At 67.8% G+C, this 14,047-nt stretch carries 13 protein-coding genes; 8 read left to right on the top strand and 5 right to left on the bottom strand.

The genetic code is table 11. The features are described from left to right. Positions 1-18: 18 nt before the first annotated feature. From rodA to AC1DXX_RS13270, 3 genes are read right to left on the bottom strand one after another with little or no spacing between them, the layout of a single operon-like run. A complete protein-coding gene (gene rodA / locus AC1DXX_RS13280) occupies positions 19-1,173 on the bottom strand; it encodes a rod shape-determining protein RodA (RefSeq protein WP_478134672.1) in 1,155 nt (384 codons plus the stop codon). A gap of 33 nt (positions 1,174-1,206) precedes the next feature. Then, entirely contained in the window at positions 1,207-3,045 is a 1,839-nt protein-coding gene (locus tag AC1DXX_RS13275; protein ID WP_478134671.1) for a sensor histidine kinase, read from the bottom strand. Positions 3,046-3,051: 6 nt separating this feature from the next. Further along, a complete protein-coding gene (locus tag AC1DXX_RS13270) occupies positions 3,052-3,780 on the bottom strand; it encodes a response regulator transcription factor (RefSeq protein ID WP_478134670.1) in 729 nt (242 codons plus the stop codon). A 343-nt stretch (positions 3,781-4,123) separates the two neighbouring features. Here AC1DXX_RS13270 and AC1DXX_RS13265 point away from each other — a divergent pair, with 343 nt between their 5' ends. From AC1DXX_RS13265 to mtgA, 5 genes are all read left to right on the top strand, one after another. Beyond that, complete coding sequence (locus AC1DXX_RS13265; RefSeq protein ID WP_478134668.1) at positions 4,124-4,717, top strand: YqiA/YcfP family alpha/beta fold hydrolase; 594 nt, start codon at positions 4,124-4,126, stop codon at positions 4,715-4,717. Between the two features lie 184 nt (positions 4,718-4,901). After that, positions 4,902-6,962, top strand: coding sequence for a ribonuclease catalytic domain-containing protein (locus AC1DXX_RS13260; RefSeq protein ID WP_478134667.1), 2,061 nt, complete (start codon positions 4,902-4,904; stop codon positions 6,960-6,962). Between the two features lie 109 nt (positions 6,963-7,071). After that, the gene (locus AC1DXX_RS13255) at positions 7,072-7,923 is read left to right on the top strand and encodes an energy transducer TonB (RefSeq protein WP_478134666.1); all 852 of its coding nucleotides are present in this window, start codon (positions 7,072-7,074) and stop codon (positions 7,921-7,923) included. Positions 7,924-7,949: 26 nt separating this feature from the next. Beyond that, positions 7,950-8,795 (top strand): shikimate dehydrogenase, encoded by an 846-nt coding sequence (gene aroE, locus AC1DXX_RS13250; RefSeq protein ID WP_478134665.1) that lies wholly within the window; start codon positions 7,950-7,952, stop codon positions 8,793-8,795. Positions 8,796-8,808: 13 nt separating this feature from the next. Then, positions 8,809-9,552: a monofunctional biosynthetic peptidoglycan transglycosylase gene (mtgA, locus tag AC1DXX_RS13245; RefSeq protein WP_478134664.1), complete on the top strand. Its 744-nt coding sequence runs from the start codon at positions 8,809-8,811 to the stop codon at positions 9,550-9,552. Here mtgA and AC1DXX_RS13240 read toward each other — a convergent pair. After that, positions 9,497-9,934, bottom strand: a complete 438-nt coding sequence (locus AC1DXX_RS13240; RefSeq protein ID WP_478134688.1) for a ribosomal maturation YjgA family protein — start codon at positions 9,932-9,934, stop codon at positions 9,497-9,499. The two genes, mtgA and AC1DXX_RS13240, sit on opposite strands and share 56 nt — an antisense overlap. A 7-nt stretch (positions 9,935-9,941) precedes the next feature. Between AC1DXX_RS13240 and AC1DXX_RS13235 the strand changes: the two genes are divergently transcribed. From AC1DXX_RS13235 to ruvC, 3 genes are all read left to right on the top strand, one after another. Next, on the top strand, positions 9,942-10,817 hold the full coding sequence (locus AC1DXX_RS13235; RefSeq protein WP_478134687.1) for a lysophospholipid acyltransferase family protein: 876 nt from the start codon (positions 9,942-9,944) through the stop codon (positions 10,815-10,817). Between the two features lie 279 nt (positions 10,818-11,096). Further along, positions 11,097-12,086: a phosphatidate cytidylyltransferase gene (locus AC1DXX_RS13230; RefSeq protein ID WP_478134663.1), complete on the top strand. Its 990-nt coding sequence runs from the start codon at positions 11,097-11,099 to the stop codon at positions 12,084-12,086. 1 nt (position 12,087) lies between these two features. Next, positions 12,088-12,636: a crossover junction endodeoxyribonuclease RuvC gene (ruvC, locus tag AC1DXX_RS13225; RefSeq protein ID WP_042578363.1), complete on the top strand. Its 549-nt coding sequence runs from the start codon at positions 12,088-12,090 to the stop codon at positions 12,634-12,636. A gap of 1 nt (position 12,637) precedes the next feature. On the opposite strand, the gene AC1DXX_RS13220 is transcribed toward ruvC, so the two are convergent. Further along, on the bottom strand, positions 12,638-13,960 hold the full coding sequence (locus AC1DXX_RS13220) for an aminotransferase class I/II-fold pyridoxal phosphate-dependent enzyme (protein WP_478134662.1): 1,323 nt from the start codon (positions 13,958-13,960) through the stop codon (positions 12,638-12,640). Positions 13,961-14,047: the final 87 nt, after the last annotated feature.

The following is a 14,047-nucleotide window of genomic DNA, read 5'->3' as shown; positions in this document are numbered from 1 at the left end:
CCCCGGGGACACTCGGCGCTAATTCTGGGCGAGCTTCCTCGCCCGGGCGATCGACATCAGGATCCCCAGCCCCAGCCCCAGCGTCACCATCGCCGTTCCGCCATAGCTGATGAACGGCAGCGGCACCCCCACCACCGGCAGGATGCCGCTCACCATGCCCATGTTGACGAAGGCGTAGGTGAAGAAAATCATCGTGACCGCGCCCGCCAGCAGCCGCGAGAACAGGGTCGTTGCATTGGTCGCGATGGCCAGCCCGCGGAAGATCAGCAGGATGAAGGCCGAAATCAGCGCCAGGTTGCCCACCAGCCCGAACTCCTCGGAGTAGGCGGCAAATATGAAGTCGGTGGTGCGTTCGGGAATGAATTCGAGGTGCGTCTGGGTGCCCTGCATGAAGCCCTTGCCCCCGACGCCGCCCGAGCCGATGGCGATCATCCCTTGGATGATGTGGAATCCCTTGCCCAGCGGGTCCTTGCTCGGGTCGAGCAGCGTGCAGACGCGCTGCTTCTGGTAGTCGTGCAGCACCCGCCAGTCGACGCCGTCGGCGCACAGCTTCGACTCGAAACCCACGATCAGCGTCACCGCGATCGCGCCGATCACCACCGGCGGCACGATCAGCTTCCAGGGCAGGCCGGCAAAGAAGATCACCGCCATGCCCGCGGCCAGCACCAGCAGCGAGGTGCCGAGGTCGGGCTGCTTCATGATGAGCCCGACCGGCACCGCCAGCAGCACCGTGGCCACCACGAAGTCGAGCGGCCGCAACTGGCCTTCGCGCCGCTGGAACCACCAGGCCAGCATCAGCGGCATCGCGATCTTGAGGATTTCGCTGGGCTGGATCACCACGCCGATGTTGATCCAGCGCTGGGCGCCCTTCTTGGTGATGCCGAACAGCACGACCGCGATCAGGAGCGCCACCCCCGCCGCATAGAGCGGCACCGCGAACATCATCAGCCGCTGCGGCGGCACCTGCGCCACCACGAACATGATGAAACCCGCCAGCAGCATGTTGCGGCCATGGTCGACAAAGCGCGAGCCGTGGTCGTAGCCGGAGGAATACATGGTCAGCAGCCCGGCAAAGGCCAGCAGCAGCACGGCGAAGGCCAGAAAGCCGTCGAAGCCCTGGAAAATGGGCGCGATACGGCGCGCCAGGGAGGGCTGGTTGAACACGGCAGACATAGGGAGCGGATTATCCCCGCCCCGGAAGCCCTCTCAAACGAAACCGAGCTGAACGACCGTGCGCCCCGGTCGGCTTTCGACCGCCAGCCGGGCGCCGACCGCGCCGGCACGCTCCGACAGCGCCCTCGGAACCTGCGACGCGTCGAAGCCCCGGCCGTTGTCGATCACCCGCAGCCGCACCGTGTCGCCCAGCATGTCCGCCTCGATCCGCAGCACGCTCGCCTGGGCGTGCTGCAGCACGTTGGAAATGGCCTCGAACAGCAGGAACTGCAGCTGCCGCATCGCCTGCGCGTCGAGCAGCTTCACCGGCGCCACCTCGTCCACCGCCCACTCGAACTCGATGCCCGCAGCTGCCAGGCGCGGTTCCAGCCGGTAGCGCAGCGCCGCCAGCAAGGCGCCGACGTCGCCCGGCGGCAGGTGGATCGAGTCGATCGACAGCTTGAGCTGGTCGAGCGAGTCGCGCAGCGTGCGCAGCAGTTCCTCGGAACTGGTCTGGCCCGACTGCAGCTGCCGGATCGCAGAACTGATGTGCGAGCCCACGCCGTCGTGCATGTCGCGCAGGATGCGCTCGCGCTCGTGGGTGCGTGCCTGGTCGCGCGCCACCTGCTCGAGTTCTGCATAAGTCTGGGCCAGCTCGCGCTCGCGCTGAGCCACCTGCTCGGCCAGCGCCGCGACCCATCCGCGGGCCTGCGTGCTGACCGCATGAAAGCGCCGCAGCACGATCAGCAGCAATGCAACGCCGAAGAACACCGACGAATAGCGCACCCAGGTGGTTTCGCCGTAGGCATCGCTCAGGCGGATCACCAGCCAGTCGCGCACACCGAAGGCCACCGTCACCAGCGCGGCGATGGCCACCAGCATCCGTTCGGTGGTCGGATGGCGCACGGTGGCGACCGCAAAGCCGCCGACGAAGGCGAGGACGATCACGATCTCGATGGCGAGCCAGCCGGTGAGCCACTGCGGTTGTTCGCGCTGCAGCGCCAGCGAGGTGGCCACCACCGTGCCTGCGGCCACCGCGGCCACCGGCCAGCGCGCCCACTGCAGGCGGGGCTTCCGGACCCACCCCGAGAGGTGGTAGCAGAACATCATGGCGGAGGCGGCCCAGCCCGCGTAGCAGGCGGCCATCAGAACGCCCCAGGCAACCCAGGGCAGCGGCGGCTCGGCGATCACGCCGTCCGCCACCCGAATCGCCCAGCAGAACTCGGCCAGCGCGGCCCAGAGATAGATCCCGTCGCGCCGATACCGCCCCACGGCGCCGGTGTCGACCTGGGTCAGCCAGAGCGCGAGCGCGATGCCGCCGACGATCAGGCTGAAGGCGGTCAGCAGCACCGATCCGGTGAAACGCCAGGCATAGGCGCTCTCGAAAAGCTCGGTGCGCACCGGCGCGGCCGGCCCGACGGTCACGCGCGAGAGGCCTGCGCGCCGGGCGCTGTCGGCACGCAGGTGTATCTGCAAATGGTTCTCGCCGATTTTCAGCAGGCGTCCGGGCACCGGCACGTAGATGGGCGCCTTGGCGTAGTCGGCGCCGTTTCCGCGACTCAGGTCGCCATAGACCTGCAGCAGGGCGCCGTTGAGCTGCACCTCGAAGACATTGCCGGCACGGGGAATGAAGATGCCCCAGGGCGTCTCCGGCGTGGCCGAGAGATTGAACGGCAGATCGAAGCTCGCGAAGCCGGGCTGGCCCCGGTGCTGACGGTCCCAGTGGTAGGAAAGCTCGACCGGCTCCGTGCGCGTGACGCCGCCCACCGTGGTCGTGACGGTGCCCTGGTGCAACTCGACCAGGCTCTCGGTCGCCGCGGCTGCGGTGCCGGCCGCACCCGCCAGCAACACCGCCAACCACAGCGAAAGCAGCGACACCAGCCTCCGCAGCATCCGCCCTCAGCCCGGGTGAGGCAGCAGGCCGAGGCGCGTGGCCTCGAAGACTGCCTCGCTCTTGGAATGCACCGCGAGCTTGCCGTAGAGGTTCTTGATGTGGGTCTGCACCGTGTGCACGCTCAGGCCCTTGAGCCTTGCGATCTCGGCGTAGGAGAAGCCCCGCGCGATCAGCGTCAGCACCTCGTGCTCGCGCGCCGAGAGCAGGCCGCGCTCGTTCTCGTCGAAGGCCGCCTCGGGCGTGGCGCCCGGCACCGCGGTGCCGATACCGATACCGACGCCGAGAACGCTTGCGGATTGCAGGCTCCGGTACTTGGCCAGCACCCGCCGCGCGATCATGGGCGAGATCGGCGATGCGCCGGCCTTCATCTCCACGATGGTCTGCGCGATGTCTTCGGGTGCAGCGTCCTTGTGGATGTAACCCACGGCGCCGGCCTCGATGCTGGCGAGCACGTTCTCTTCGTCGCCGAAGACCGACACCACCAATGGCTCGCAACCGGGAAAGCGTGCGACGGCATCGCGGATCACGTCGAGGCCGGTGCCGTCGGGCATGCCGAGGTCGACCAGCAGAACGTCGGGAATCGTCGTGGTCCGGGCCAGCCAGGCCAGCGCCTCCTGCACCGTGCCCGCACTGCCGAGCCAGAAAAGACGCGGGCTGCGCTGTACGCTGGCCTCGAAGAAGGCACGCGCGCGACTGTCGTCCTCGACCACGAGCACGCCCCAGCGGCGTGGCATCCCGTCATCCAGAGCCTCTGTATTCATGGAGCAGGAGCATAAGCCTCGACGCCCCCCGAAAGCTTCCGCCTGCCTCACCCTTTCATGGGATGTGCGCCACGCAATGCGCCGCGAAGATCGGGCGTTTTCAAGCGCCATGAGTACTTTTGAACTCCAGCCACGCGGAGCCGAGGTCAACAAGACGTTTGCGCGCTGCAGATCGTTATGAGTTATTGCTTTCTCCAAGTCCCTCTACTGCAAGTTTTTGCACACCGGAAGCCGTTTTGCGGGCACGGACCTCATGCAAAATTACGCCGCCTCGGCAAGCAAGGTGCGGCGTTCGCACCTTCCCGCCCTTCCCCGCATGGACCCGCAAACCACCCATCTGTTGTATCTGCACGGCTTCCGTTCCTCGCCTCGCTCGACAAAGGCGCGGCTGGTGGCGCATCGCGTGGCGCAAGAGCACCCGAACCTGGAGTGGTGGTGCCCGCAGCTGCCGCCCTCGCCGCATGACGCCATCGACATGGTGATGAAGGGCATCGCGCACTGGCCGCGCAGGTCGATGGCCGTGATCGGCTCGTCGCTGGGCGGTTTCTACGCCACCTACGTCGCGGGCATGACGCGCTGCCGCGCCGTGCTGCTCAACCCCGCCGTGTATCCGGCGCGCGACCTCACGCGCTACATCGGCGACCAGACCATCTGGCACGACCCGGCCGAACATTTCTATTTCCGGCCCGAGTACATCCAGGAACTGCGCGCCATGGAGGTCGGCCCGCTCACCCGGCCCGAGCGCGTCTTCGCGATCATCGCGAAGGGTGACGAGGCGCTCGACTGGCACGAGATGTCCGCGCGCTACCCCGACAGCAACATCAAGCTGCTCGAGGGCGGCGACCACGCGCTCTCGGATTTCGAGAAGAGCCACCTGGACGACGTCATAGACTTCATCAATCCCGTCTAGCAAAGCTCACCCCCGGGGCTTCGCGCACTTCGTGTCGCTTCGCCAACCCCCTTCCGGGGGCGATACCTGCGGCCCGGCAAAGCCGATTCCGCGGTATCCCTGGCACTGGACCGCGCTCGCGCCCAGCCTCACGGGCGCTTTCGGCCCAGGAGCCCGTCGGGCTCAGCATGGGACAATCGGCTTTATGTTTGTATTGTTTGAAGAAGCCGGCAAGTACCTCGGCGGCCGTGTCCTGTCGGAGGCCGAAGCCTCGGCGCAGGTCGAGCTCGAGACCGGCAAGCGCGTCAAGGTCAAGGGCGCCAACATCGTTCTGCGCTTCGAGAAGCCGGCCCCGGCCGAGCTGATCGCCGAGGCGCGCGCGCTCGCCGCCACGATGGACCTCGACCTGGCCTGGGAATTCGCAGCCGAAGGTGAATTCGGTTTTGGCGAACTCGCCGCCGACTATTTCAGCGACAAGCCGACGCTCGCGCAGCAGGCCGCCGCGCTGTTCGCGCTGTTCGAGGCACCGCACTATTTCCGCCGCGCAGGGAAGGGGCGCTTCAAGAAGGCGCCGGCCGAGATCGTGCAGCAGGCGCTCGCCGCCATCGAGAAGAAGAAGGCCGTCCAGGCGCAGATCGTCGAATGGGCCGGACAACTGGCCGAAGGCGTGTGCCCGCCGCCGATCCGCGAACAGCTCTACAAGATCCTGTTCAAGCCCGACAAGAACGCGCCCGAATACAAGGCCGTGGTCGATGCCGCACGCGCCACGCAACGCCCACCGCTCGACCTGCTGGAGCGCGCCGGCGCCATCGACTCGCCCTACCAGTTCCACTGGCGGCGCTTCCTGTTCGAGAATTTCCCCAAGGGCACCGGCTTCCCGGCCCTCACGGCGCCAGCCATTGCCGACGACCTGCCGCTGGCCGCCGGTCTGCGGGCCTTCTCGATCGACGATTCGCAGACCACCGAGATCGACGATGCGCTGTCGGTGCAGGGCCTGGGCAGCGGCACCGTCACGGTCGGCATCCACATCGCGGCGCCGGCCCTGGCGCTCACGCCGGGCAGCGCCATCGACCAGGTGGCACGCTCGCGCATGTCCACGGTCTATATGCCCGGCTACAAGATCACCATGCTTCCGGACGAGGTGGTGAATACATACACCCTGCTCGAAGGCGGCGACCGGCCGGCGGTGTCGCTCTACGCGCGCTTCGACGAGGCCACGCTCGAGCTGCAATCCACCGAAACCAGGCTCGAACGCGTGCCGATCGTGGCCAACCTGCGGCACGACCAGCTCGACAGCATCGTCACGCAGCCGTGGCTCGAGGACGCCTCGTTCACGAACGACAGCACGCCCGAAGCCGCAGCCGACCTGCGCGCCCCGCTCTCCTTCCTGTTCCGCCTCGCGAAGCAGTTGAAGGCGCAGCGCGAAGTGGTGCGCGGCAAGCCCGAGAACTTCAACCGGCCCGACTACAACTTCCGCCTCGTCGGCAACGACGGCGAGCCCACCGGCAACGAGCCGGTGCAGATCAGCACGCGCCAGCGCGGCGCACCGCTCGACCTGATCGTGTCCGAAGCCATGATCCTGGCCAACAGCAGCTGGGGCGGCTGGCTCGGCGAACTCGGCGTGCCCGGGCTCTACCGCAGCCAGGCCAGCCTCGCGCCCGGCATCAAGGTGCGCATGGGCACGCGCGCGCTGCCGCATGCCGGCCTCGGCGTGAAGAGCTATGCGTGGAGCACCTCCCCTCTGCGCCGCTACACCGACCTCGTGAACCAGTGGCAGATCATCGCGGCCGCGCGCCACGGCAAGACCGCGGCGCTGGCTGCGCCCTTCAAGCCGAAGGACGCCGACCTGTTCTCCATCCTCTCGGGCTTCGACGCCGCCTATGCGACCTACAACGCCTACCAGGGCGGCATGGAACGCTTCTGGACGCTCAAGTACCTGCAGCAGCAGGGCATCACCGAGCTCGAGGCCACGGTCATCAAGGACATTCCCAATGGCGCGCTGGTGCGTGCCGACACGCTGCCGCTGGTGTTTCCGGTGGCCGGCCAGCAGGAGCGCGGCGCGCGCCTGCGCGTGAAGCTCGGCGAGATCGACGAGATTGCCCTCGACGTGAGCGGCACCGTCCTCGAACGCCTCGACGCGCCGAAGGCCGATGCCGCAGCAGCCGAGGACGAGAGCGGCGAGGACGAAGAAGAAGTCGCTGGCCCGATCGCCATCGCTGTCGACCTGAGCGACAGCGAGGCCACGCCGGAAAATACACCTGCATGAGCCGCCGGGCCGTTCCCAAGGCGAATACCGAAGCGCGTAGCGCGGAGGTCTGTTTACTGCGCTCCGGCGATTCGTCCGGAGTAATGCAGCCCCTGGAGGAGTTTCGAGAATGAACTTCAAGGACCTCAGCACGCTGCAGATTGCACTCGGCGTGTCGGTCGTCGCGCATGCCGCGCTGCTGGCGGTGCGCTTCGTCGATCCCGAGTCGTTCAATCGCGTCTTCAGCGAAACGCCGCTCGAAGTCATCCTGGTCAACAGCAAGACCAGGGAGCGGCCCGATGCGCATGCCAAGCTGATGGCGCAGACCTCGCTCGCGGGCGGCGGCGACCTCGACAAGGGGCGCGCCACCAGCCCGCTGCCGCCGTCGAGCTTCACCGCTGTCGGCGACTCGTTCGAGGACGCACAGCGCAAGGTCGATGCGATGCAGGCCGAGCAGATGCAGATGATCACGCAGATCAAGCGCGAACTGGCCGCGATGCCCGTGCGCGATCCGCGCAATGCGGGAGACCCGACCGAAGCAACTGCGCAGGAAGAAAAGCGCCGCCAGATGGTCGAGATGCTGGCCCAGATCGAACGCCGCGTGAACGAGGAAAACTCCCGCCCCAAGAAGCGCTACATCAGCCCTTCCACGCGCGAGACCGCCTTCGCGGTGTATGTCGACACGATGCTTCGCCGCGTCGAGGCGCGCGCTGCGGAAAACTTTCCCGAACTGGCCGGCAAGAAGCTCTACGGCGAACTCAAGATGACGGTGACCGTCAACTTCGACGGCAGCATCCTCGCGGCCGTCGTCGACCAGAGCTCGGGCAACATCGCGCTCGACCGCAGGGCGCAGGCGATCGTTCGCAGCGCCGGCAACTTCGGCAAGTTCACCAGCGCCATGCGCCGCGAACAGGCCGACCAGATGGTGATCCAGGGCCTGTTCCGCTTCGCGCGCGACGGCACGATGGAAATCACCCAATAGCAACGACAGCAACGACACCCAGCGCCATGGATCTGTACTGCGTCATGGGCAACCCCGTCGAGCACAGCCGCTCGCCGCGCATCCACGCCCGCTTTGCCGAACTCTGCGGCCAGCAGATGGACTATGGCCGGCGGTTGATTCCGCTCGGCGCCTTCGCCGAAGGCATCGCCGGCTTCCGGCGCGAGGCCGCCGAACGCGGCGACACCGCGCGCGGCTGCAACATCACCGTGCCGTTCAAGTTCGAAGCCGCCGCGCTGGCGCAGCACACCAGCGAGCGCGCCACACTGGCGCAGGCGGTCAACACGCTGCGCTTCGAGGCCGACGGCAGCATCCACGCCGACAACACCGACGGCATCGGCCTCGTCAACGACATCGTGCGCAATGCGGGCGTGCCGCTGGCGGGCAAGGAACTCCTGCTGATCGGTGCCGGTGGCGCCGCCGCAGGCGTGCTGGGTCCGCTGCTCGACGCGGGCGCCGCACGCATCGTGGTGGCCAACCGCACCGTCGACAAGGCCGTTGCCGTGGTCCGGCGCCATGCTGCGCTCGCGCTGCGCCACGGCGCCACGCTCGAAGCCTGGGCGCTCGACGAGGTGCCGGGCAGCTTCGACGTGGTGGTCAATGCCACGGCCTCCAGCCTCGCGGGCGATGCGGTGCCGGTGAGCGCACAGGTGCTGCGCGCCGGCGCGCTCGCCGTCGACATGATGTATGGCCCCGCAGCCGCCGGCTTCATGGCCTGGGCCGAGGCGCATGGTGCCGTGCCGCGCGACGGGCTCGGCATGCTGGTCGAGCAGGCGGCCGAATCCTTCGAGATCTGGCGCGGCGTGCGCCCGCCCTCTGCGCAAGTGCTGACCGAACTTCGCGCGTCGCTGTGAAACACCCCCAGACATGAAAGCCGTGCTGCGCCTGATCGCCTGCCTTCTGGTGGCAGGCGTGGCGCTCGAACTCTTCTTCGTCGTGCGCATTGCCGCCATGGCGGTGATCGACCCGCAAAGCACCGCCTTCCAGCGCTCCGAGGCCTGGCAGATTGCCCTCCACCAGGGCAGCAAGGGCGGATGGCGCCAGGAATGGGTGCCGTATTCGCAGATCAACGACACGCTCAAGCGCGCCGTCATCGCCAGCGAAGACGCGAGCTTCGTCGACCACAGCGGTGTGGAATGGGAAGCCATCGAACGCGCACGTGCGCGCAACGCCAAGGCCGAAGAGCTGGCAGCCAAGCGCGCCGCACGGGCCGTGGCGCGCGGCAAGCCGGTGCAGCCGGTGCGCCTGCGCGGCGGCTCCACCATCACGCAGCAGCTCGCGAAGAACCTGCTGCTCTCCGGCGAGCGCACGCTGCTGCGCAAGGGCCAGGAGCTGGTGCTCGCCACGCTGCTCGAAGTGCTGCTCGACAAGCGGCGCATCCTGGAGATCTACCTCAACAACGTCGAGTGGGGCGAAGGCGTGTTCGGCGCCGAGGCGGCATCCCAGTACTACTTCCGCAAGCCCGCCTCGCGCCTGAGCGCCAATGAAGCTGCGCGCCTCGCCGTGATGCTGCCGAGCCCCAAGTTCTTCGAGCGCCGCCCCGGCTCGCCCTACCTCAGCGGGCGGGCGTCGACGGTCGTGGCACGGATGCCTGCGGCCGAGCTGCCCTGACGGCATCGCGGAGCGCTTCGACGGCCAGCACGGCCGCGAAGCCGATCACGTAGGCCAGCACATCCCACCAGTCCGCCGTGCTGCCGAGCACGATGCGCAGGGCGCGGTTCGGAATGTGCAGGTGCCAGGCCGATGCCAGGAACTGCCCCAGCTCGACCGCCAGGCCCACGCCGAGCGCGGCCAGCGCCAGTGGCAGCACGCGCGCGGCCACGACGGTCTTGAAGACGACGTAGACCCACGCCACGGCCAGCACGTCGCCGAAGAAACTCCGCAACCAGCCCCAGCGCGCGCCGACGGTGGCCAGCAGCACGAGAACAAGGAACAGGGCCACCGCCCACACCAGAGAAAGAGGATCGAAACGCCATCGCATGCCCCGTATCATCGCGCCCATGCTGGCAAAGCTCACAGGTTGGTTGTTGTTGGGGATCGTCCGCTTGCTCACGGGGGCCCAGGCACGCTGGTATGGCTGTCCGCCGAAGGCCGAGCAGCGCATCTATTTCGCCAACCACCAGAGCCACGCCGACCTCGTGATGATCTGGGCGGCCCTGCCCGAGGAGCTGCGCAGCATCACGCGGCCGATTGCGGCGCGCGACTACTGGGCCAACACGCCGTTCAAGCGCTGGATCACGACGGAGGTGTTCAACGCGGTGTATGTGGAGCGCGCGGCCACGGCGCCGGCCGCGGCCGCCCAGGCCCCGGCGGAAGTCCAGGTTCCGGCGCCGCCTGCACGCGCTGTCGCTGCAGCGCCGGCCGAACGCATCGAGCCGTCGATGGAACCGCTGCTGCCGATCGCGCCGCCCGCCGTCGAACCGATCGCCGAGGCCGTGAACGAAGTGCAGGGGCAGCTCGACCTTCCCCCGCCCCCACCACCGCCTCCGCCGCCCCCCGTCGCACCGCCGGCCGTGGCGGAACCCGAGCCACTGGCCGCCGCGCCGCCCGCGGCCGATCCGCTGGCACCGCTCGTGGAAGCGCTGCGCAGCGGCGACTCGATCATCATCTTTCCCGAAGGCACGCGCGGCCACACGGGCGAGCCGCAGAAATTCAAGTCGGGCCTCTACACACTCGCAACGATGTTCCCCGAGGTGGTGCTGGTCCCGGCCTGGATCGACAACGTGCAGCGCGTCATGCCCAAGGGCGAGATCGTGCCGGTGCCCATCCTCTGCTCCGTGACCTTCGGTGCGCCTGTTCGCGTCGAAGAAGGCGAGGAGCGTCGCCCCTTCCTTGACCGCGCGCGTGCTGCTGTGATCGCATTGCGCGACGTTTGAAATGAAATCCTGCTTTTCGATTCGTCGCGTTGTGCGTTGGGTGCCTTGTTCAGGGCGCGATCCCGCCGACGGTGTGCTCTGCTCCGCGAATGTCCCCCGGCGCGGCCTAGGGCCGCATGCCTCCTCCTTTATTTCGCTGCGCAGAGCACACCATCGGCGTGATCGCTCAGAGCACTGGTTGATCGGCCGCAAACCGGCAGCGTGCCCTGTGCACGCGCCCTGAACAAAAGCATTCCGAACACAAGCAACCCGCAACACAACGCGCGATGGACAACTGAAATGAACCAGTTCCTGCGCAGCCTCACCCCGACCCAGCAGGTCGCGGCCCTCTTCCTGATCGTCTTCGGCCTGCTCGTGATCATCAGCACCACCGCCTTCTTCCTGAGCTTCAGGGAAAAGCGCAACCCCGTGCACGACGAGACCTGGCAGGCGGAGCTGCGGCACTACCGCGCGCTGCTGGGCACCACCTGGTTCATGGTGCTGATCTTCTGGATCGGCTGGGCGCTGGGCGAAACGGTCGCCACCGTGCTGTTCGCGCTGATCGCCTTCTTCGCGCTGCGCGAGTTCATCACGCTCTCGCCCACGCGGCGCGGCGACCACCGCAGCCTGATCCTCGCGTTCTTCGTGGTGCTGCCGATCCAGTTCTGGCTGGTGGCTACGGCGCGCTTCGACCTGTTCACCGTGTTCATTCCGGTCTACGTGTTCCTCGCGATCCCGGTCGCGAGCGCGCTGGCCAACGATTCGAGCCAGTTCCTCGAACGCAATGCCAAGCTGCAGTGGGGCATCATGGTCTGCGTCTACGGCATGAGCCATGTGCCGGCGCTGCTGCTGCTGACCTTCCCCGGCTACGAGGGCAAGAGCGCGTTCCTCGTGTTCTTCCTGGTGTTCGTGGTGCAGACCTCGGTGCTGGTGCAGCACGTCATTTCGCGCCGCACGCAACGCAAGCCCTTCGCGCCCAACGTGAGCCGCAGCTTCAACTGGACCAGCTGGGGCATCGGCATCGTGGTGGCCAGCCTGGTGGGTGCGCTGTTCTCGTTCATCACGCCCTTCAAGTTCGGCCAAGCGCTCGCGGTGTCGGTCATCGCCTGCATCGCGGGCTCGATGGGTCACCTGGTGATGAAGGCGCTCAAGCGCGATCGGGGCATTCCCAACTGGGGCCAGAAGGGCGTGGGCGTGACCGGCGCGAACGGCCTGCTGGACCGCGTCGATGCGCTGTGCTTCGCAGCACCGATCTTCTTCCATTCAATTCGCTGGTACTTCAACGCCTGACATGCGCATTCTTGGCATCGACCCCGGCCTTCTCACCACCGGCTTCGGCGTGGTCGATGCGGACGGCCATGCGCTGCGCTACGTGGCCAGCGGCACCATCAGCACGCGGCACCTGGGCAGCGGCAACCTGCCGGCGCGGCTCAAGGTGCTGTTCGACGGCATCGCGGAAATCGCCGCACGCTACCAGCCCGATGCATCGGCGGTCGAAATCATCTTCGTCAACGTCAACCCGCAGTCGACGCTGTTGCTGGGCCAGGCGCGCGGTGCCTGCGTGACCTCGTTGGTGAACAGCAACCTCACGGTGGCCGAATACACCGCGCTGCAGATGAAGAAGGCGGTGGCGGGCCACGGCCAGGCCGCCAAGGCGCAGGTGCAGGAGATGGTGAAGCGGCTGCTCGACCTGCCGGGCCTGCCGGGCGCCGACGCGGCGGACGCGCTGGGCATCGCCATCACGCATGCGCAGGTGGGTCGATCGATGGCGCGGCTGGCTCAGGCCGCCGAGCTGTCGAAAACGCACGCCGGCACGTACCGGCAGGGCCGCTCTCGCTGACTCAGCGCACGATGTAGCGCAGACCGTCGAGCCGCGTGCGGCGTTCGCGCACCTCGGCGGCCACCGACGCCGTATCGCCATCCAGTGCACGGGCGATCCACGACGCGAGTTCCGGCATGTCCTCGGGCGTGAAGCCCAGCCGCACGATCTCGGGCACGCCGAGCCGCAAACCGTTGATGTCGCCTTCGACCGGCGCGATCGGCAGGCCGATGCCGCAGGCCAGCAGACCGCCCTGGGCCAGCTTCCTTGCCGCACGCTGCCCGCCGCCCCAGCGCGCGGCCTCGACCGCGAACTGGTGCGATTGCGTGAAGCCGCGCGCCTTCGCGAACACCGGCAATCCCTCGGCATCGAGTGCGCGTGCGAGCGCCTGTGCGGTGTCGCGCATCGCTGCGGCATAGGCCTTGCCATGCACCTTCCAGTCGAGCAGGCCGCGGGCCAGCGCCGCCGTTCGCCCGGCATCGGAATTGGCCGTGAGGCCGGGATAGGCAATGGCGTCGATGCGCTCCATCAGCGCCGCGTCGTTCGACACGATCAACCCGCCCGCCGGGCCGCCAAGGCTCTTGTAGGTGCTCATGGTGATGGCATGCGCGCCTTCTTCGAGCGGCTGTGGCCACGCCTTGCCGGCCACCATGCCCGAGAGATGTGCGGCATCGAACAACAGCTTGGCACCCACGCTGTCCGCAACCTCGCGGATTGCCGGTACCGGATGCGGGAACAGATTCAGGCTGCCGCCGATGGTGATGAGCTTCGGCCTCACCTCGCGGGCAAGCTGGGCCAGCGCGACCACATCGACCGTGTAGCCGTCGGCATCGACCGGCGCGGAAACCGGCTTCAGGCCGTAGAGCCCGGCCGCACCCGCCGCATGGTGGGTGACGTGGCCGCCGATGGCCGGTGGCGGCACGATGATGGTGTCGCCCGGCTGGCAGGTCGCCATGAACACATACAGGTTCGACAGCGCGCCCGAACTCACGCGCACTTCGGCGAACTTCGCACCGAACACCTCGGCGGCCAGCTCGGCCGCGATGACCTCGATGCGCTCGATGGCCTCGAGTCCCATTTCGTACTTGTCGCCGGGGTAGCCGAGCGACGGGCGCGAGCCCAGGCCGCGCGACAGCAGCGCCTCGGCGGCGGGGTTCATCACGTTGGTGGCGGGGTTGAGGTTCAGGCCCTCGCGGTCGTGGATGCGGTGGTTGTCGTCGGCCAGCCTTTCGATCTCGGCGGCAACGCCGGTTGCATCGCGCGCGGCGGTATCGCCGGCGATGGCGAGCACATGGTCTTCGCTGGCGACGGGAACCCAGGGACGGCGTTGGAGGGCGGCGGGCATGCGGCGTATCTCGCTGGAAGTGGTGATGTGGCCGCATGGTCGCTCGCCGCACCTCGGCGGGCAACACGGATAATCTGGGCCTGAGCC

It is taken from the genome of Variovorax sp. P4_B10, from assembly GCF_056402375.1.
Note: the sequence above shows the minus strand (reverse complement) of the source record. Positions and strands in the feature narration are given on the sequence as shown.

Excerpts from the sequence above, each read along its gene's own strand:
- AC1DXX_RS13260 (WP_478134667.1), top strand. The coding sequence starts at position 4,902 with ATGTTTGTATTGTTTGAAGAAGCCGGCAAGTACCTCGGCGGCCGTGTC.
- mtgA (WP_478134664.1), top strand. The coding sequence starts at position 8,809 with ATGAAAGCCGTGCTGCGCCTGATCGCCTGCCTTCTGGTGGCAGGCGTG.
- AC1DXX_RS13230 (WP_478134663.1), top strand. The coding sequence starts at position 11,097 with ATGAACCAGTTCCTGCGCAGCCTCACCCCGACCCAGCAGGTCGCGGCC.
- AC1DXX_RS13220 (WP_478134662.1), bottom strand. The coding sequence starts at position 13,960 with ATGCCCGCCGCCCTCCAACGCCGTCCCTGGGTTCCCGTCGCCAGCGAA.
- AC1DXX_RS13275 (WP_478134671.1), bottom strand. The coding sequence starts at position 3,045 with ATGCTGCGGAGGCTGGTGTCGCTGCTTTCGCTGTGGTTGGCGGTGTTG.
- aroE (WP_478134665.1), top strand. The coding sequence starts at position 7,950 with ATGGATCTGTACTGCGTCATGGGCAACCCCGTCGAGCACAGCCGCTCG.
- AC1DXX_RS13240 (WP_478134688.1), bottom strand. The coding sequence starts at position 9,934 with ATGATACGGGGCATGCGATGGCGTTTCGATCCTCTTTCTCTGGTGTGG.
- AC1DXX_RS13270 (WP_478134670.1), bottom strand. The coding sequence starts at position 3,780 with ATGCCACGCCGCTGGGGCGTGCTCGTGGTCGAGGACGACAGTCGCGCG.
- AC1DXX_RS13255 (WP_478134666.1), top strand. The coding sequence starts at position 7,072 with ATGAACTTCAAGGACCTCAGCACGCTGCAGATTGCACTCGGCGTGTCG.
- rodA (WP_478134672.1), bottom strand. The coding sequence starts at position 1,173 with ATGTCTGCCGTGTTCAACCAGCCCTCCCTGGCGCGCCGTATCGCGCCC.
- AC1DXX_RS13265 (WP_478134668.1), top strand. The coding sequence starts at position 4,124 with ATGGACCCGCAAACCACCCATCTGTTGTATCTGCACGGCTTCCGTTCC.
- AC1DXX_RS13235 (WP_478134687.1), top strand. The coding sequence starts at position 9,942 with ATGCTGGCAAAGCTCACAGGTTGGTTGTTGTTGGGGATCGTCCGCTTG.
- ruvC (WP_042578363.1), top strand. The coding sequence starts at position 12,088 with ATGCGCATTCTTGGCATCGACCCCGGCCTTCTCACCACCGGCTTCGGC.